Origin of the sequence: Massilia sp. 9I, assembly GCF_902506415.1 — a bacterium.
Taxonomy (GTDB): Bacteria; Pseudomonadota; Gammaproteobacteria; order Burkholderiales; family Burkholderiaceae_D; genus Telluria.
In genome coordinates this window covers 1,627,279-1,646,183 of the sequence record NZ_LR733275.1, presented here as the reverse complement: position 1 = coordinate 1,646,183, position 18,905 = coordinate 1,627,279, and the positions used below count along the sequence as shown (strand labels likewise).

The 18,905-nt window shown below is 67.6% G+C and carries 15 protein-coding genes; 10 read left to right on the top strand and 5 right to left on the bottom strand.

The genetic code is table 11. The features are described 5' to 3' along the window. Positions 1 to 5 precede the first annotated feature (5 nt). Genes tagH through GV068_RS07450 form a run of 6 tightly spaced genes read left to right on the top strand, consistent with a single transcriptional unit; the run spans position 6 to position 8,870 of the window. A complete protein-coding gene (gene tagH, locus GV068_RS07475) occupies positions 6 to 1,445 on the top strand; it encodes a type VI secretion system-associated FHA domain protein TagH (protein ID WP_159696731.1) in 1,440 nt (479 codons plus the stop codon). A gap of 30 nt (positions 1,446 to 1,475) precedes the next feature. Beyond that, on the top strand, positions 1,476 to 2,807 hold the full coding sequence (tssK, locus tag GV068_RS07470) for a type VI secretion system baseplate subunit TssK (protein WP_159696730.1): 1,332 nt from the start codon (positions 1,476 to 1,478) through the stop codon (positions 2,805 to 2,807). Between the two features lie 18 nt (positions 2,808 to 2,825). After that, complete coding sequence (icmH, locus tag GV068_RS07465; RefSeq protein ID WP_229463881.1) at positions 2,826 to 4,148, top strand: type IVB secretion system protein IcmH/DotU; 1,323 nt, start codon at positions 2,826 to 2,828, stop codon at positions 4,146 to 4,148. Positions 4,149 to 4,173: 25 nt separating this feature from the next. Beyond that, positions 4,174 to 7,704 (top strand): type VI secretion system membrane subunit TssM, encoded by a 3,531-nt coding sequence (tssM, locus tag GV068_RS07460; protein ID WP_159696729.1) that lies wholly within the window; start codon positions 4,174 to 4,176, stop codon positions 7,702 to 7,704. Further along, entirely contained in the window at positions 7,701 to 8,339 is a 639-nt protein-coding gene (tagF, locus tag GV068_RS07455; protein WP_159696728.1) for a type VI secretion system-associated protein TagF, read from the top strand. Before tssM ends, tagF begins: the two co-directional genes overlap by 4 nt. A gap of 39 nt (positions 8,340 to 8,378) precedes the next feature. Beyond that, complete coding sequence (locus GV068_RS07450; protein ID WP_159696727.1) at positions 8,379 to 8,870, top strand: hypothetical protein; 492 nt, start codon at positions 8,379 to 8,381, stop codon at positions 8,868 to 8,870. A gap of 3 nt (positions 8,871 to 8,873) precedes the next feature. Here GV068_RS07450 and GV068_RS07445 read toward each other — a convergent pair whose 3' ends face one another. From GV068_RS07445 to GV068_RS07430, 4 genes are all read right to left on the bottom strand, one after another. Next, positions 8,874 to 9,995 (bottom strand): aldose epimerase family protein, encoded by a 1,122-nt coding sequence (locus GV068_RS07445; protein ID WP_159696726.1) that lies wholly within the window; start codon positions 9,993 to 9,995, stop codon positions 8,874 to 8,876. After that, complete coding sequence (locus GV068_RS07440) at positions 9,985 to 10,821, bottom strand: PP2C family serine/threonine-protein phosphatase (RefSeq protein WP_159696725.1); 837 nt, start codon at positions 10,819 to 10,821, stop codon at positions 9,985 to 9,987. Before GV068_RS07440 ends, GV068_RS07445 begins: the two co-directional genes overlap by 11 nt. A gap of 74 nt (positions 10,822 to 10,895) precedes the next feature. After that, the gene (locus GV068_RS07435; protein ID WP_159696724.1) at positions 10,896 to 12,071 is read right to left on the bottom strand and encodes a GAF domain-containing protein; all 1,176 of its coding nucleotides are present in this window, start codon (positions 12,069 to 12,071) and stop codon (positions 10,896 to 10,898) included. Then, complete coding sequence (locus tag GV068_RS07430) at positions 12,068 to 13,072, bottom strand: serine/threonine-protein kinase (protein ID WP_159696723.1); 1,005 nt, start codon at positions 13,070 to 13,072, stop codon at positions 12,068 to 12,070. Before GV068_RS07430 ends, GV068_RS07435 begins: the two co-directional genes overlap by 4 nt. Before the next feature lie 138 nt (positions 13,073 to 13,210). Here GV068_RS07430 and GV068_RS07425 point away from each other — a divergent pair, with 138 nt between their 5' ends. The 4 genes from GV068_RS07425 to GV068_RS07410 all read left to right on the top strand — a co-directional run bounded on the left by GV068_RS07425 (position 13,211) and on the right by GV068_RS07410 (position 17,947). After that, positions 13,211 to 13,774 (top strand): DNA-3-methyladenine glycosylase I, encoded by a 564-nt coding sequence (locus tag GV068_RS07425; RefSeq protein WP_159696722.1) that lies wholly within the window; start codon positions 13,211 to 13,213, stop codon positions 13,772 to 13,774. Continuing rightward, positions 13,771 to 15,423: an FAD-dependent 5-carboxymethylaminomethyl-2-thiouridine(34) oxidoreductase MnmC gene (gene mnmC, locus GV068_RS07420; RefSeq protein WP_159696721.1), complete on the top strand. Its 1,653-nt coding sequence runs from the start codon at positions 13,771 to 13,773 to the stop codon at positions 15,421 to 15,423. The genes GV068_RS07425 and mnmC overlap by 4 nt, the downstream gene beginning before the upstream one ends. Positions 15,424 to 15,539: 116 nt before the next feature. Then, positions 15,540 to 16,241 (top strand): sensor histidine kinase KdpD, encoded by a 702-nt coding sequence (locus GV068_RS07415; protein ID WP_159696720.1) that lies wholly within the window; start codon positions 15,540 to 15,542, stop codon positions 16,239 to 16,241. Further along, complete coding sequence (locus GV068_RS07410) at positions 16,238 to 17,947, top strand: response regulator (RefSeq protein ID WP_159696719.1); 1,710 nt, start codon at positions 16,238 to 16,240, stop codon at positions 17,945 to 17,947. Before GV068_RS07415 ends, GV068_RS07410 begins: the two co-directional genes overlap by 4 nt. Positions 17,948 to 17,951: 4 nt before the next feature. On the opposite strand, the gene GV068_RS07405 is transcribed toward GV068_RS07410, so the two are convergent. Continuing rightward, on the bottom strand, positions 17,952 to 18,851 hold the full coding sequence (locus tag GV068_RS07405; RefSeq protein ID WP_159696718.1) for a LysR family transcriptional regulator: 900 nt from the start codon (positions 18,849 to 18,851) through the stop codon (positions 17,952 to 17,954). Positions 18,852 to 18,905 lie beyond the last annotated feature (54 nt).

Below are 18,905 nucleotides of genomic sequence, written 5' to 3'. Positions count from 1 at the left end.
GTCGTATGTCTCTCACGCTGAGTGTCCACAGCTACCGCGATGCCGCACCCAGCCAGCCGCTGTTCCGGCGCTTCGACCGTCTCGGCGGGGCGCTTGGCCGCGCGGTGGGCAATGAGCTGGTGCTCGACGATCCGGGCAAGTACATCTCGCGCGTGCATGCGCGCATCGAGTTCCGCGACGGCGCCTACTGCCTGGTCGACGTCGGCAGCAATCCGAGCCTGGTGAACGAGCGTCCAGTCGGGCCCGGACGCCATGTGGCGCTGGCCGATGGCGACCGCATCACCATCGGCGACTACCAGCTGGTGGCGAGCGTGGCCGGCGAGGCGGCGCCGACGCTGGCGCCGTCGCCGCTGCAGGACATCACCGTGGCGCCGCCACCTACCAATGCGCTGCCGGCCAATCCGGACGATTCACTGGCCGGCGCCGGCATCCTCGACGTCGGCGGCGATCCGCTCAACCCCAGCTTCGATCCGCTCGGCCTGAACCTGTTCGGCAGTGCGCCGACGCCCCTGCCTCCCGAGCCGGCCTGGCGCGGCGCGGAGAGCGACCACGTGCCGCCCGAGCTGGCGCCGTTCCCCGCGTCCGAGCTGCCCTCGGCGCCGGTCGTCGCGCCCGTCGCCAGCGGACCGATGGCGATCCCGGACGACTACGATCCGCTGGCGGACTTCCTGCCGCCGCGCATGCAGGCGACGCCGGCGCCGACACCGGCCCCGACCCTGGCGCCAAGCGCGCCGCCGCCCCCGACACCGGCGCCGGCCGAGGCGACCGCGATCGCGCCGCCTGCGCCACTGCCGACGCCTGCACCGCAGCCTGTGCCGCAAGCCGCTGCGCCACGCGGCGGCAGTGCTGCCGACGACCCGGTGATCCGCGCCCTGATGCGCGGCCTCGGGCTGGAAGAACTGAACACCCGCCGCAGCGCCGAGGAGATCGCCGAGCTGGCCGGCGCCATGCTGCGCGAAGCCACCGCCGGCACCATGAGCGTGCTGATGGGACGCGCCATGACCAAGCGCGAGAGCCGCCTGGACATGACGATGATCTCGTCGCAGGCGAACAATCCGCTGAAGTTCTTCCCCGATGCCGACAGCGCCCTGACGCAGATGGTGAACGGCAGCATGCCGGGCTATATGCCGGCGCAGCGCGCCTTCGCCAACGCGTTCGATGACCTCAAGGCGCACGAGCTGGCGATCATGGCCGGCATGCGCGCCGCGCTGGCGGGCGTCCTGAAGCGCTTCGACCCGGCGGCGATAGAGGCGCGCCTGGACGTGCCGAGCGTGATGGACAAGATGCTGTCGTCGAACCGCAAGGCCAAGATGTGGGACCGGATGGTCGAGCTGTACACCGACCTGGCCAGGGAGGCCGACAGCGATTTCCACCGCCTGTTCGGCGAAGCCTTCGCCGCGGCCTACGAAGAACAGGTCCAGCTGCTGCGCCAGGCGCGGCGTTGATCATTACTACAATCAGAAACGGCGAACCGTATGTCCTGGAACAGTAAAGTCATCTGGTCGGAAGGGATGCTGCTGCAGCCGCAGCACCTGCAGCAGCACGACCGCTACCTGCACAACACCATCGAGAACCGCGTCGCCGGCATGCGGCCCTACGCCTGGGGCTTCACCCGGCTGGCGATCGACGAGCAGCTGCTTGCGCAGGGCAAGCTGGCGCTGCTGGCCTGCGCCGGCGTGCTCCCGGACGGCACCACCTTCAACCTGCCGCAGGACGATGCGCTGCCCGAGCCGCTCGACATCCCCGAGGATGCGCGCGACGCCCTGGTGGTGCTGGCGCTGCCGCTACGCCGCCAGGGCATCGTCGAAACCGATGGCGACACCGGTGGCGACAACTTCGCGCGCCACCGGCCGGTCGACTACGAGGCGATGGACAGCAATGGACTCGACAACAGCGCCCTGATGCAGGTCGGCAGCCTGCGCCTGCGCGTGTCCCTGGAAAAGGACGTGGTCAATGCCTATGCCACGCTGGGCATCGGCCGCGTGGTCGAGCGCCGTCCCGACAACCGGGTGGTGCTCGATCCCGCCTACTGCCCGCCGTGCATGGACTTCCGCGCGGCGCCGCGCCTATCAAGCTTCGCCGATGAACTGGTCGGCCTGCTGAACCAGCGCGCCCAGGCCCTGGCCGGGCGCCTGAGCCAGCCGGGCGTGGCCGGCGCCGCCGAGATCGTCGACTTCCTGATGCTGCAGCTGCTGAACCGCAGCACGCCGCTGTTCGCCCACCTGGCGGGCGCCACCGGCCTGCATCCGGAGCGCCTGTACAGCGAACTGGCCCAGCTGGCCGGCGAACTGGCGACCTTCAGCCGCCCCGACAAGCGCGCCACGCCGTATCCCGTGTATCGCCACGACCGCCTGAGCGAAAGCTTCGCGCCGCTGATCGAGGATGTGCGCGCCGCGCTGTCGATGGTGGTCGACACCCGCGCCCTGGCCCTCACGCTGGAGGAGCGCCAGTTCGGCATCCGGGTGGCGGTGCTGCCCGATCCGGAGCTGCTGCGCTCCGCGACGTTTGTCTTGGCGGTGAATGCCCACATGCCGCCGGAGGCGGTGCGCAGCGGCTTCCCGGCCATGGTCAAGATCGGCTCGATCGAAAAGATCCGCGACCTGGTCAACCTGCAGCTGCCGGGCGTCGCCCTGCGCGCGCTGCCGGTGGCGCCGCGCCAGCTGCCTTTCCACGCGGGCTACACCTACTTCGAGCTCGACAAGACTGGCGAGAACTGGAAGATGCTGGCCAATTCGGTCGGCTTCGCGATGCACATCCCGAACGAGTACCCAGGGCTGCAGATGGAATTCTGGGCGATCCGCAAATAAGGCCATGAGGACTGCACCGTGAGCGCCGACCAACCGATCAACCCGATGCAGGATCCCGACCGCACCATGCTGATGCCGGCGCCGGGCGGGCGCCGCACGCCCTCATCAGGCGCACCGCCCGCGCCGGCGTCGCCGCCGCCCGGCCAGCCACGCGCCGCCACCACGGGTCCAGCCACCTTGCACGGCGAGGGCCTGAATCCGCTGGTGCGCGCCGCCAATCCGCTGCTCGACCTGGTGACGCCGCTACGCCATATGGCCACGCACCCGGATGTCGAGAGTCTGCGCATGCAGCTGGTCCAGGCCATCAAGGGTTTCGAGGCGTCCGCGAAGGCGGCCCAGGTCCAGCATGACCAGATCGCTGCCGCACGCTATGCCCTGTGCACGCTGCTGGACGAAACCATCTCGTCGACGCCCTGGGGCGGCGGCGGGGTCTGGGCCAGCCGCAGCCTGCTGGTGGCCTTCCACAACGAGGCCTTCGGCGGCGAGAAGTTCTTCCTGATCCTGCAGAAGCTGTCGCAGGACCCGAAAAACAACCTGCCGGCGCTGGAACTGATGTACCTGTGCCTGGCGCTCGGCCTGGAAGGGCGCTACCGCGTGATCGACAACGGCCGCTCGCAGCTCGAGCAGCTGCGCGAGCGCCTGCAGGGCCTGATCGCCCAGCAGCACGCACCGGCGGAGACGGAGCTGTCGGTGCACTGGAAGGGCGCCAGCGGCAAGGGCGAGCCGCTGTGGCGCATGGTGCCAGTGTGGATCCTGGCGGCCGTCGCCGCGGGCCTGCTGGTACTGCTGCACATGTTCTTCGGCTACCGCCTCGGCAATGCCTCCGACCCGGTCTTTGCCAGCCTGCTGTCGCTCAAGACCGCGCAGGCGCCCGTGGCCCCGCCGCCCAAGCCGGGACCGGCGCGCATCGCCGGCTTCCTCGCGCCGGAAGTGGCGCAGGGCCTGGTGACCGTGGTCGAAACCGCCGACCGCTCGGTGGTCACCCTGCGTGGCGACGGCGTGTTCGGCTCGGGCAGCGGCGAGGTCTCCAGCGCCTACCTGCCGCTGCTGGCGCGCATCGGCGAAGCCTTGAAAGCGGTGCCGGGCAAGGTGATCGTGGTGGGCCACACCGACAACACGCGGCCCGGCCTGTCGGCGCGCTTCCCGTCGAACTACGAACTGTCGAAGGCGCGCGCGACCGCCGTGCGCGACCTGCTGGCGGAGCGGGCCGGACCCGAGGACCGCTACAGCGTCGAGGGGCGCGGCGACTCCGCGCCGCTGGTGAACAACGACAGTCCCGCCAACCGTGCCCGCAACCGCCGCGTCGAGATCACCCTCTTGATGCCGTCCACGGCGCCATGACCATCCGAGACAGACGGTACCCGCAATGAAAAAGTTCTTCAAATGGCTGGTCAAACCTCCTGTGCTGGCCTTTATCGGCGTGCTGCTGCTTTCCTTGATCGTCTGGTTCGAAGCGCCGCTGCTGAGTTTCGACGGCAGCGCGCCCTTTGCGTCGGAGACGGTGCGCTGGACGATCATCGGACTGTTGTTCCTGGCCTGGGCGGGCTGGTTCGGCTGGCGCAAGCTGCAGGCCCACCTGGCCAATCGCCGCCTGATGAAGAGCATGGCGGGCGAGGACACGCCCGCCGCGGCGCCAGTGCCGGAAGAAGGCGCGCTCGAGGTTGCCCAGCTCAACAAGCGCATGCAAGAAGCCATCGCCGTCCTGCGCAAGAGCAAAGGCAAGGACGGCAGCAGGGGTGGCCTGTACCAGCTGCCCTGGTATATGTTCATCGGTGCGCCCGGCACCGGCAAGACCACGGCGCTGACCCACTCGGGCTTGAAGTTCCCGCTGGCCGACACGCTGGGCAAAGGCGGCGTCAAGGGCGTCGGCGGCACCCGCAACTGCGACTGGTGGTTCACCGACGAAGCCGTGCTGCTCGATACCGCCGGCCGCTACACGACCCAGGACAGCCATGGCGAGGCCGACAAAGCGGCGTGGACCGGCTTCCTGCAGCTGCTGCGCAAGTACCGCCGCCGCCGTCCCGTCAACGGCGTAATCGTCACATTGTCGGTGTCCGACCTGCTGCAGGGCGACGACATCTGGCGCTCGTCGCAGGCCCAGGCGATCCGCGAACGCATCAAGGAACTGCACGAGCAGCTTGGCGTACGCTTTCCGGTCTACGTGCTGGTGACGAAGTGCGACCTGCTGGCCGGCTTCGTCGAATACTTCGACAGCCTGGGCCGCGAGGAGCGCGCGCAGGTCTGGGGCACGACCTTCGCGCTGGCCAAGGACGAAGGCACCGATGCGGCGCTGGCCGCCTTCCCCGAAGAGTTCCGCCTGCTGGAACAGCGCCTGCAAGAGCGCGTGCTGGCGCGCATGCAGCAGGAGCGCGATCCCTACAAGCGCGCGCTGGTCTACAGCTTCCCGCAGCAGTTCGCCGGCCTCGGCGAGGTGCTGGGGCGCTTCCTGAATGACGTATTCGCATCCAACCGCTACGAAGCCCAGGCCCTGCTGCGCGGTGTCTACTTCAGCAGCGGCACCCAGGAGGGCAGCCCGCTCGACCGCGTGATGAGCGCGATGGCTGCTTCCTTTGGATTGGATCGCCAGGCGGTGCCGGCCAACGGCGCCACCGGCCGCAGCTACTTCATCACCAATCTGCTGCAGCAGGTGATCTTCCCCGAAGCCGAGCTGGCGGGCGTCAACCACAAACTGGAACAGCGCCGCCGCCTGCTTCAGTGGGGCGCCGTGGCCGGCATCTCGGTGCTGTTCGTGCTGGGTACTGCCGGCATGATCGCCAGCTACCTGCGCAACCAGGCCTACGTGGCCGACATGGCCGAGCGCACCAAAGCGATCGCCAAACAGGTGGCCGCGCTGCCGGCCCAGGCCTCGCCGATCGAACTACTGCCGGTGCTGAACGCGGCGCGCAGCCTGCCGGGCGGTTACGAGGACAGCGACAAGCGCGTGCCGCTCTTGAACCGCTTCGGTCTGTACCAGGGCGACAAGCTGGGCGAGGCCGCGCGCATCGCCTACCGCAAGCTGCTGCAGGATACCCTGCTGCCGCGCCTGCAGCAGCGCATGGAAGCCCAGCTGCGCCGCAACGACGCCAACAACGCCGAGTATCTGTACGAGGTGCTGCGCGTGTACCTGATGCTGGGCGACCCCAAGCACTTCGACGCCGAATCGATCGCCGCCTGGGCCGCGCTGGACGACGACCGCAACCTGAAGGGCGCCAGCGACGAGCAGCGCCTGTCGCTGGCCGCGCACGAGCTGGCCCTGATGGAGAACTTCCGGCACGGGCAGGCGATGCCGGAACTTAACCAGTCGCTGATCGCCGACACCCGCCTGGCGCTGGCCCGCATGCCGCTGCAGCAGCGCGTCTACAACCAGGTGAAACGCCAGCTGATGCGCGAGAAGCTGCCCGAGTTCAGCCCGACCAGCGCCGGCGGACGCGAAGCAGCCACCGTCTTTGTGCGCAAGAGTGGAGAACCGATCACGCGCGGCGTGAACGGCATGTTCTCGGTGGCCGGCTACGCCAAGTTTTTGGAGGCGACCGAGGAGGCCGTGGCCGACGTCGAAAAGGAACGCTGGGTGCTGGCGCAGCAGGAAGCGTCGCAAGCCGACAACCAGGACCAGGTGCGCGCCGCGGTGCTGCAGCTCTACTATGACGACTACATCGCCCAGTGGGACGCGCTGCTGGCCGACGTCACAGTCCGTCCCTTCGACAACCTGGAGCAGGGCGCGCGCATCACCAACCTGCTGGCGGGCGCAGATTCGCCCTTGCGCAAATTCCTGATCGCGGCCGGCAAGGAGACCACGCTCGGCTCCGCGCAGGCGCCGAAGCTGCCATCTGCGGCGGCTAAGGTGATGGGCAAGTTCAGCGCCTACAAGAAGAAGCTGGAAAGCGCGATGGGCAGCGCGCCCGACGCCAGCGCCGCCGCGGGCAAGGAAACCAATCCGGTCGATGAGCACTTCGACGACCTGCACCGCATGACGGCGGGCACACCGCCGCCGCTAGACCAGAAGCTGGCCATGCTGAAGGACGTCGCCGTCTACATGGACAGTGCCGCCAGCGCCAAGCGCACCGGCACCCCACCCCCGCCGGGCGATGCGCTGGCCAAGGTCAAGCTGGAAGCCGACGGGGCCCCGGCACCGCTGGGCGGCATGCTGAAGTCGATCGACAGCGGCGGCGCGGGCCTGACCTCGGGCAGCGAACGCGAACGCCTGAACACGCTGTGGACCGCCGGCCCCGCCCAGTTCTGCCGCCAGGCCGTGGCCGGACGCTATCCGGTGGTCCGCACCTCAAGCCAGGACGTCACCGCCGACGACTTCGGCCGCCTGTTCGGACCGGGCGGCCTGATCGACGACTTCTTCCAGAAAAACCTCGCACAATACGTCGACATGGGCGGCTCCCGCTGGACCTGGCGCGCCACCGCCAACGACGGCTCGCTCGGCATCCCCCAGGGGACCCTCGACGAATTCCAGCGGGCGGCGCGTATCCGCGACGCCTTCTTTGCGAATGGCGGGCGCCAGGCCTCGATGCGTTTCGACCTGAAGCCGGTGGCGCTCGATCCGAATATCGCCAAGCTGGTGCTCGACATCGACGGCCAGGTCTTGACTGCCGCGCCGAGCGCGCTGGCGCCAGCCTCGTTCCAGCTCCCGAGCGGGAAGGGCGGCGGACAGGTGAAGCTGGACGTGACGCCGGCCAGTGCCCGTTCCAGCATGCACACGGAAGGTCCATGGGCCTGGTTCCGCATGCTCGATAAGGCGGTCGTCGAGCCGACGCCGCAGGGTGAGCGCTACAAGGTGACCTTCGACGTCGACGGCCGCAAGGCCGGGCTGGAGCTCACCGCGAACAGCGTCGTCAACCCGTTCCGCCGCGCCGTGCTGGAACAGTTCCGCTGCGTGGACAAGCTGTGACGGGTTACTTCGGCAAGGTCAGCACGCATGGGGACTTCGTCAGCCGGCGGCTGCCTGCGCATCTGGTGCAGGCGTGGGATGGGTGGCTGCAGGAGTGCATACAGGCCAGCCAGGTCAAACTTGGACCTGCGTGGCTGGAGCGGTATCTCAACAGTCCGGTGTGGCGCTTTGCGATTGCGCCGGGTGTGATTGGGCCTGAGGGCATTGGCGGTGTGATGATGCCTAGCGTGGATCGCGTCGGCCGTTATTTTCCGCTGATGCTGGCGGCGGTGGGGGCGCCGCCCTTGCTGGATTGGTTGCATGGGCAGGCCAGTTGGTATGATGCCATCGAAGATCTGGCACGCGAGTCACTTGATCCCGCCTTCACTCTCGAGCGGCTCGACAATGCGCCTCTTCCGGATCTGGTCGAAACGCCGGCGCCCGTTGAAAATGGAAGCGCATGGCGCTTGCCTCCGGGTGAGGACGTATCGGCAGCGATCGCCAATGTCGTCACGCAGGGTTACAGCTTGTGGTGGACCGAGGGCGGACCTTTTGTCGAGGAGTCGACGCTACTGTGTAGAGGGATGCCGACGAAACAAACATTCGCTGCAATGCTGGACGAAAAATGGAATATCTGGAGCCGTGCGCTGTGTTAGCCCGAAAATATGTAGACCGACCTCGTTCAAAGGAAGCGCATGCTGAAGCTGTACTGCTATCACGGTGGGAAGACGCGATATTGGGAGACCTGGAGGGACGAAGACGGAAGCTGGGTAGTGCACTGGGGCGAACTGGGCACGTTAGGCGAGTCGAAGAAGATCAAACGGGGATTGTGGCGCAATCCCAAGATTGCGATCGATAAAGAGATCAACCGTCTACTGTCAGAAGGCTTTGCACCAATCGATTCCGATGCGCATTCCGTCTTGATGGTTGAATATGCAGTTGAGGGAATGGGTTCGGCCGCGGACCTCGATAAGCGCCACCGGTTGGAAGAGCGGATGGGCGAAATACTGGGTTGGAGCGGGTTGGGCGAATGCGACGGTGGAAGTATCGGCAGCGGAACGATGGAAGTCTGCAGCTTCGTCGTCGATTTTGATCTTGCTAAGAAGGTGGTTGAAGAAGGCCTGGCCGGTTCAGAATTCTCAGACTTCACGCGTATCTATATGGAAGATCCGCAGAAAGCCACCTGATTGCTACTTTCCTAATTCCGTCGTAAACCGAAAGACCGTTGTGCTGTGCAAAGGCGACGCTTGTCGGACAACCGTGCTCGGAAAAGCAGGGATATTTGGACTGTTAGGAAAGTGTTGTGTCTCCAGTGCCAACCCGCCGCCCTTGAGCAAGGGGCGTCCTTCACCATCGCGCATGCTGCCAGTCCAGCCGTTGGCTGAAAAGACGACGAGTCCTGGTTCCGATGTGATCACGTCGAGGACGCGGCCCGAGGCCGGATCGGTCAGCGTTGCTGCATGTGACCCGGTGAGAACGAAGGTGTGATCCAGTCCGTTGTTCGCCTTGATCACCTCTTCGCTGGAATTGGCGACAGCGCCTAGCTTGCGTCCGATACGCAGGTCCATGGCGCCTGTAACCGCAGCGATCTCTCCAGTCGGCACGCGCTTGCTGTCCGTTGGCAGCCACCGATTCGCATTCACCTGCAGTACGTGGTCATAGACGTCCGGCGCGTCGGAGAGATTGAAGAAAGCGTGGTGGGTCAGGTTGACGACGGTCGGTTTGTCCGTCGCTACCGTGTAGTTGATGCGCAGGTCTGCATTCTCAACCAGGAACCCGGCTCTCACCTGAAGGTTCCCAGGGAAGCCATTCTCTCCATCGGGACTGGTCAAGGACAGGTCGACGCCGCAGTCGGCCGCGGAGGAGGTCCATTTGCGGCTGCCGAATCCGCCCGGTCCTCCGTGAACCGTCAGGCCATCCGGCCGCGCAACGAGGTCGTAGCGCTTTCCATCCAGCGTGAAGCCGCCGTTGTTGATCCGTCCTGCGAACCGCCCGATGATCTTCGAGAACGTGGCATTGCTCTCGTAATCGGACAGCTTCTCCAAAGTACGCACGACATTCCTGACCTTGCCCTCGCGGTCAGGCACTTTGATAGAGTGGATGATCCCGCCATAGTCCAGGATCGTGGCCTCGATGCGCTCGTTGCGGATGGTGTAGGCGGTAACCGCTTCGCCGGATGACAGCGTACCGAAGGGACGGGATTGAACGCTGCAGTTCGCCGCCGTCCTTGCCGGCGGGACGGCGCAAGCGGTCAATGCGGAGACAAGGAAAAGCGCGCCGGCTGTACGTACTGCTTTTGTATTAGTACCCATCCGCCAATGCTAACACCGCCGTGATGTTGTCCCGGCTCCCGTGCGCCTTGGCCAGCGCCACCAGCTCCTCGCAGCAGGCATCCAGCGACTGCGCCGAGGCGCGTCCCAGGACTTCCGCAATCGCCCCGTGCGGCGTGTTCCCGTACAGCCCATCGCTGCACAGCAGGTAGAGATCCCCGCGCTTCACCTCGCAAACCTTGACGTCCGGCGCCACTGCCGCCGTTGGGCCGATCGCCTGCAGCAGCAGGTTCCGCGGCGGCAGGTCGTCGCACACGCCGGCTTCCAGGGCCTGCTGGTACAGGGTCTGGTCGCGTGTCAGGATCGCCAGCTCGCCTTCGCGATAGCGGTAGATGCGGCTGTCGCCGACATGGAAGAGGGCCAGCGGGCCGTCCGGCATCCACTGCCAGAAGCCGCTCAGGGTGGTGCCCATGCCGGCGCCTTCGCCGTGGCCGCTCTCCAGGTTGGCGCCGTAGACTTGGTCGTTGGCGTGGTCGACCGCCTGGTGCACGGCCAGCACGGCGCACATGTGCTCGTCCTGCCAGGTGGCGTCCGGATCGAGCATGGTGCCGTGGGCGGGGAGGGCGCAGCGGAAAGGGTCGGCATTGAGCAAGGAAGCGCGCAGCGAGCTGAGAGCCAGGTGGGCGGCGACTTCGCCGCCGGCGTGGCCGCCCATGCCGTCGGCCACTGCGACGATGCGCAGTTCGGGATCGATCAGGAAGTTATCCTCGTTCGACTGGCGCACCAGGCCGACGTCGGTGAGTCCATAGGCCGAGCCGAAGGCAAGGCGGTGGTAGATGCTCGGGGTGAGCTGGGTCCAGGTACTCATCGGCTGGTCTTATGGTTGTATGCCCGGGTGAATGACGTCATCCTAACATGCGCTTTCGCTGAAAAATCCCCCCATCAAGGCAGTCGCATGACGCCGCTGACGGTGAAACGGATCTCGCCGGGACGTTCGCCCGGCGCGGTGTCGATGCGCAGGTCGGACAGGCCTTGCTGGTGGCTGCCGGCGACCAGGGCGGCGACTGCGTCCAGCAGCTGCGACTGCTGCGCCGCGCCGAGCGCACCGGCCGGCGTCGCCACGGTGGGTGGACCGAAGTAGTGATCGAGCATGGCGGCGAAATCGCGTCGCGTGGTCACGCAGAACACCGGGCGCGCGTCCGGGAATGCTGCGGCGATGCCGCCACCGAGCCTGGCCTGTTCCGGATCGACGCAGGCCACGTAGACGCCGCTGTCGTTGCGTGCGACCGGTAGCCATTGCTGATTCGCCGCCAGCGTGCGGTCGATCGCGGCCAGCAGCTCTTGTGGCACGCGCCGCTCCGGATGGTGGCTCAGGTAGGGCACGGCGAAGTGGTCGGCCAGAGCGCGTCCGACCACCGGCAGCTTGAGGCGGAAGTCGTCGATCAGAACGTCCTCGATGTCCTGCCCGCTGGCGCACGCGTGCTGCAGCGCCTGTTCCACCTGGCCGCGCGGCAGCACCGTCTCGCGGATGGCGTCGGCAAAGCCGCCGCGTTCGCGCACTTCTTCCTGGCTGCGCTGGGCGAAGGCCACGGCGAGGGTCTCGCACAGCGAGGTGGCGCCTTCGACCACGGTGTCGGAAAAGGCGCCGCCCAGCAGGTTGTTGATCAGCTGGAAAACGCCGATCACGGTGTCCTCGTGGAGGATCGGGATCACCAGCATCTCGCGCGTGCGGTAGCCGGTGCGGCGGTCCACGCCCTGCTGGAAGCGCAGGTCTGGGGCGTAGCGGTGCAGCTCGTCCTCGTCGTAGACATCAACCAGGTTCAGGGTACGGCGCGACAGGGCCGCATAGCCGGCCACGCTCATCGCGGAAATCGGCAGGCGCAGCTGGCGAAACGATGACAGGCCGGTCTTGACCTTCGAGACCAGGCTGGCCTTGTCCTCGCCGACCACGTAGATGCTCAGGCGGTCCGCGCCGAACAGGCTGCAGATGCCGCCCGAGACGTCGAGCATGATCTCATCGACGTTGCGGGTGGCGTGGATCTGGGTCGTCAGCTGCTGCAGCTGGCGGAAGAATGCGCCGCGCCTGCCGGGATCCGTTTCCCAGGCCTGGGCGCTCATGAGGCCAGGCGCGGCGCCAGCACGGTGGCGTCGGCGTCGGAGGTGGGGGCGTTGGCGGGAGCGAGGCGGGTCGCGTCCGGATCGGCGCCGTGACCGGCGTGCGCCGCCGTGGCCAGGTGCCACACCGGCAGCGCCGGCGCCGGCTGCGGCGCGATGCTCTCGCCGTTCAGGGCGCGCTGCAGGTCGTCGCGGAAGGCGGCGGCGCTGGGATAGCGGTCTTCCGGACGCTTGGCCAGCGCGCGCGCCACGATGCGGTCGAAAGCGGGGCTCAGCAGCGGATTGAGCACGCTGGGCGGCACCGGCTGGTCGTACAGGATCTTCTGCTGGACCGCGAACACCCCGCTGCCGCGGAACGGACGCTCGCTGGTCAGGAACTGGTAGAGGATGATCCCGGCCGCGAACAGGTCGGATTGCGGGCCGACCAGCTGGCCGGTGATCTGCTCGGGCGACATGAAACTGGGCGTGCCGACCATGCCGGCATCGGTCTGGTCGACGTTGACGGCGGCCATGCGCGCCACCCCGAAGTCGGTCAGCTTGACCCGCAGGTCGTGGCTCAGCATGACGTTGGCCGGCTTGACGTCACGGTGGATCACGCCGTGCTGGTGGGCGTAGCCGAGGGCTGCCAGGAGTTCGCACATCATGCGCACCCCGTCCTCGAGCGTGAAGTCGAGGTGGAAGTCCTGGGTCATGTCGAAGTAGGCGGCCAGCTCTTCGCCGCGCACGAGCTCCATCACCATGTAGGCGACGCCATTCTCTTCGCCGAAGTCGTAGAGCCCGACGATGTGCGGGTGGTTCAGGCGGGCGACCGCCTGGGCTTCCTGGATGAAGCGGGCCGAGTAGGAGGCGCGCAGTTCGCTGTCGGCCAGGGCCGCGGTGGAGATGACCTTGATCGCCACCTTGCGCTCCAGCCGCGGGTCCAGTCCCTCATACACCAGCCCCATGGCGCCGCGGCCGAGTACCCGCACTACCTGGTATCTGCCAAACTGGGTCGGTTCGTTCATGGGGCGGAAGGACGCAAAGCTTGCAATGGAGATAACGCGAGTGTAAAGCAATCGTCGCCGTCGGACACCGTCATCGGCCAAAAAATAATGCGAAATGCCACATTTTTGCCAAGGCGCGGCGCGGTTTATACTGACGCCATGAACCCGACCCGCTGCAGCTGGGCCAATATGGCCAATCCCCGCTACATCGCCTACCACGACCACGAGTGGGGCGTGCCCTGTCACGACGAGACCACGCTGTTCGAGATGCTGAACCTCGAAGGCGCGCAGGCCGGCCTGTCGTGGGAGACCATCCTGAACAAGCGCGAGACCTACCGCGCCGCCTTCGACAACTGGGATGCGAAGACCATCGCGGCCTACGACGAGGCCAAGGTGGCCGAGCTGCTGGCCAATCCCGGCATCGTGCGCAACCGGCTGAAGGTGGCGGCCGCGATCACGAACGCGAAAGCCTACCTGGCGATGCGCGAGCAGGGCCTCACGCTGGACGCTTACCTGTGGGGCTGGGTCGACGGCAAGCCGATCGTGAGCAGCTGGCCGGACGGCTCGCGCCCGGCCAAGACCGAACTGTCGGACCGCATCTCCAAGGACCTGTCCAAGCGCGGTTTCAAGTTCGTCGGCTCGACCATCATCTACGCCTACCTGCAGGGCATCGGCGTGGTGGACGACCATGACCGGGCGTGCTTCCGCCACGCCGGACGATGATTGATTCGGGCGCGCACTGGCGCGGCCGCGAACGCTACACGGTGTTCGACACGGCCCATGACGACGCCAAGGTGCGCAAGCTGCAGGACGCCTGGCGCGCCGACCCGGACCGGCCCGCGCGCCTGCACATCGTGGCGCTCGCCCCGGATCTGCAGCCGGGCTTCCACCGCATTCCCCAGGATGACCCGCGCCTTACCCTGACCCTGCTCGCCGCGCCGCTGGATAGCGCGCTGGCGCAGCTCGGCGCGCAGCCGGATGCCGTGTTCCTGCACGGCGTCGCGGGCACCGCCTTCGTGCGTCCGCTGGCGCGCATCGTGGCCGCCGACGCGCGCTTGGTTGCCTCCCCGCTCGACGCCGAACAGCGCACCGCCCTGCAAGCGCAGGGTTTTGTTTTCGACGGCGACACCGGGCAAGCCGTTTTCGCCAGCCGCAAGCCGCGCCTGCCAGTCGCGCCGCTCCCGGAGCGCCGCGCCATCGTCGTCGGCGCGGGACTGGCCGGCTCCGCCGCCTGCGCCAGCCTGTGCGCACGCGGCTGGCAAGTGAGCCTGGTCGAGCGTCATCCGGCTCCCGCGATGGAAGCCTCAGGCAACCTGGCCGGCATCTTCATGCCGCTGCTCTCGCGCGACGACAACATCCCGACCCGCCTGACGCGCGCCGCCTACCTGTTCGCGCTGCGCGCCTGGCGCCAGCTGGGCGGCATCGGCGCAGCCATCGAGGGACAAGCCTGCGGCGTGCTGCAGCTGGCGCGCGATGCGGAGCACGCCGCGGTCTCGCGCGCCATCGCGGCCGAAGCGCACTATCCGCCGGAATTCGCGCGCTGGCTCGAATCCGAAGAAGCCGAAGCCCTGCTCGGCCTGCCGGCCCCCAGCGGCGGCTGGCTGTTCCCGCAGGGCGGCTGGGCGCGTCCCGGCAGCGTGTGCGCGGCGATGCTGGATGCCTGTGGCGAACGTTTGACGCGCCGCTTTGGCGTCGGCAGCATCACCCTCGAGCGCGTTGGCGAGGAGTGGCTGGCGCGGGCGGACCACGGCAGCGTGGTAGCGGAGGCGCCGACCGTGGTGCTGGCCAATGGCGCCGGCGCCCGCAGCCTGGCGCAATCGCGCGAGCTGCCCCTTAGCGCGTTGCGCGGACAGGTGACCCATCTCGCCAGCGGCAGCGTGCCCGCCTTGCCGCTGGTGCTGTGCCGCGAGGCCTACCTGACGCCCGCTTCAGGCGGGATCACCTGCGCCGGCGCCACCTATGACCTTGACGCCGATCCACAGCTGCGCGCCTCCAGCCAGGAAGAGAACATCGAGCGTCTGCGCGGCCTGGTGTCCGACCCGGCCGCCGCAACGGGCGCGCCGCTGGCGGGCCGGGTGGGTTTTCGCTGCGTGGCGCCGGACCGCTTGCCGCTGGTCGGCCGCCTGCCGGACTTCGACGCCGCCGGCAGCACCGAGCGCCTGCGCGACGTGCCGCGCCATCCCGGCTTGCACGCGCTGCTCGGCTACGCCTCGCGCGGCCTGATCTGGGCGCCGCTGGCCGCCGAACTGCTGGCCGCCCAGCTGGAGGGCGAGCCGCTGCCGCTGGAGGCGGCGCTGGTCGATGCGCTCGACCCGGCGCGCTTCGTGCTGCGCTCACGCCGCACTCCACGCGGCCCCCAGGCCGCTGGCTAGGTTCCAGCGCATTGTTGCGTTTGCGCAATAAGTGACATTCCGACAGAAATCGTCAAATTTCCAGCGGTATAATTAACGTACAGTAACTTTTCTCGGCCAGCAGCCCGGCCAATCCGATGGAAGACCCACACTCGCAACTGTCCATGTTCCTCGCGTCGACTGCGCACGACATGAAGAATTCGATCAGCGTCCTGTCCGGCACGCTCGAGCGCCTGCTCGTCGACGCCTCGCCCGAGACCGAGAAGGCCTATCCGCAGATGGCGCAGATGCTGTACCAGACGCGCCGCCTGAACGACAACCTGATGCAGCTGCTGGCGTTGTACAAGCGCGTGGGCACGCTTGAATATCCGTTCGACGTCCAGCCGCTCGAAGTCGGCCAGCTGGCCGAGCAGGTGGTGGCGCTGGGGCGGGTGCTGCTGGAATCGCGCGGCATTGCGCTCGACCTCGACATCGATCCGGAGCTGGTGTGGCACTTCGACGAAGACCTGATCGTCGGCGTGGTCTCGCACGCGGTCAACAATGCGGTGCACTACACGCGCGACCGCATCCTCTTGTGCGCGCGCGAACGCGAAGGCTGGCTGGAGATCCGCGTCGAGGACAACGGCGCCGGCTACCCGGCGAGCCTCCTTGCGGCGGGCAGCGCGGCGATGGACGGCCTGGCGAGCGGCGTCAACTTCCTGACCAACAGCGCAGGCCTGGGCCTGCATTTCTCGCGCGAGGTCGCGCGCATGCACCGCCACCGCGAGCGCAGCGGCGCCGTGCGCCTGGAAAACGGCGGGCGGCTGGGCGGCGGCTGCTTCATCCTGACGCTGCCATGAACGCCCTCGTCAACGCCATGGCGCCCCAGGCCAGCGAGCAGGTCGACTGGGCGTCCAAGACCTACCTCGTGGTCGACGACTTCGTCGGCATACGCCAGCTGCTGCGCGAAGCCCTGCGCAGCCTGGGCGCGCGCAACATCGACCAGGCCTCCAGCGGCGGCGAGGCCATGGGCCTGCTGAACAAGACCCGCTACGACGTGGTGCTGTGCGACTTCAACCTGGGCGAAGGCAAGAACGGCCAGCAGGTGCTGGAAGAAGCGCGCATGCGCAACCTGCTGCTGCCCTCGAGCGTGTTCCTGATGGTGTCGGCCGAGAAGAGCGTCGAGTCGGTGATGGGCGCGGCCGAGCACCAGCCGGACGCCTACCTGGTCAAGCCGATCACGGAAGGCGTGCTCCTGAGCCGCCTGAACCGGGTCTGGCGCAAGAAGCAGGTGTTCAGCCTGATCGACCAGGCCTATGCCGAGAAGGACTACCTGCGCGCCGCGCGCCTGTGCGACGAGCAGATCGGGGTGAACAAGGCGCACGAGATCGACCTGCTGCGCATGAAGGCGCGCCTGATGGAGAAAAGCGGCGAGCCGGGCAAGGCGCGCGAGACCTACGAGCGCGTGCTGGCGCAGCGCGAGTACCAGTGGGCGCGTTCGGGCCTGGCCAAGATCCGCATGGCCGACGGCGAATACGAACAGGCGCGCCAGATGTTCCAGACCGTGATCGCCGAGAACCGCTACTACATCGACGCCTACGACCAGCTGGCCCTGAGCTACAAGAACATGGGCAAGCACGAGGAAGCGCTCGGCATCCTGGAGCGCGCCGCCAAGCTGTCGCCGAACTCGGTGCCGCGCCAGCGCAACCTGGGCCAGGCTTGCCTGAAGCTGGGGAACGTCGGCATGGCGGAAAAGGCCTTCCGCAAGTGCATCGCGATCGGCGAGTACTCGATCCGCAAGACGCCGGACGCCTACCTGGGCCTGGCGCGCGCGTGCGGCCTGAAGAACGACCCGAAGGAAGCGCTGCAGCTCCTGATCGCGGCCCAGCGAGAATTCGGCGCCGAGCACCCGGACATCGAGCTGCGCACCAAGATCACCGAGGGCCTGGTGTACCACGAGAGCGGCGACTACCGCCGCGCGCGCAAGGCCGGCGACGAACTGGAAGCGCTGCTGCAGGCGACACCGGAGCGCCCGGACGTGGCCACCTGCCTGGAGATGGCGACCCTGCTGTTCGCGGTGGGCGTCAAGGAAGCGCCGGTCGACCTGCTGTGCTACGTGATCCGCAATAACCACGACAACACGCTGCTGCAGGACGAGGTGCAGCAGATCTTCGAGAAGGCGCGCATGGGCGAGGAAGGCGAAAAGCTGATCCGCGGCGCGCGCAAGGAAGCGATCGACCTGATGAACCAGGGCGTGCTGCTGTGGAAGACCAACAAGCTGGCCGAAGCCGTGGAGTGGATGCGCAACGCACGCGCGGCGCTGCCGCACAACGTGCGCATCCTGTTTAACTCCGCGCAGATCCTGATCTCCTACATGCAGCAGCGCGGCTATAACGAGCAGCGGATGGAAGAGGCACAGAGCGTGCTGGCCCACGTCGACCGCGTCCAGCCGGGGCAGCAGCGCTTCGCGCAGCTGATGGAGCAGCTGATGCTGCTGGTGCCGAAGCCGGAGGCGCCGGCGGAGGAGCCGGCCAAGGACGCGGACGCCGAACCGGCCGCCGCCTGAAGCGTCACGCTTCGCTGCGAATGAAGTCCACGAAGGCGCGCAGCGGCGCCGGCAACAGCCGGCGTCCCGGGTAGTACAGGTAGGGGCCCGAAAATCTGGGCCACCATGGTTCCAGTACCGGCTCCAGCTCACCACGCTCCATGCAAGGGCGCAGCCAGTCCTCGAACAGATACACGATGCCGGCGCCGGCGCGCGCCACGTCGACCATCAGGTCGACCGCGCCGCCGACCTGCACCAGCAGCGGGCCACGCGGTTCGATCGTCACCATCTCGTCACCCTGCTGGAATTGCCAGTCGATCCGCGCGCCGCTGGGAAAGCGCGCACGCATGCAGGCGTGCTGCAGCAGCTCGCGCGGATGCACCGGTCTTCCGTGCCGGTCCAGGTAGGCAGGCGAGGCGGCGGCCGCGAAGCGCTGGCTGCGGGGACCGATCGGCACCGCCACCATGTCCTGTTCGAGCCGCTCCTCGTAGCGGATGCCCGCGTCGCAACCGGCGGCGATTACGTCGACGAAACTCTCCTCGGTGACGACCTCCACCTGGATCTCCGGATAGGCCGCCAGGAAGCGGGGCAGGATCGCCGGCAGCACCAGGCGCGCGGCGCTGACCGGCACGTTGATACGCAGCGTGCCCGCCGGGCGGTCGCGAAAACCGTTGACGACGTCGAGCGCGCTCTCCACTTCGCTGAACACCGGATCGAGCCGGGCCAGCAGGCTGCGCCCGGCCTCGGTCGGCACCACGCTGCGCGTGGTGCGGTGGAGCAGGCGCACGCCGAGGCGCGCTTCCAGGCGCCGGACCGCGTCGCTGAGGCCGGAGGCGCTGCTGTCGTTCAGGCGCGCCGCATCGCGAAAGCCGCCGGCGCGCGCCACCGCCACAAAAGCGGAAAGATCTCCCAGGTCGATTTTCATTGTTCGTTTTTCCGTACAGCCCATCCAGACTATACCGGATTGTCCGACAGCGCA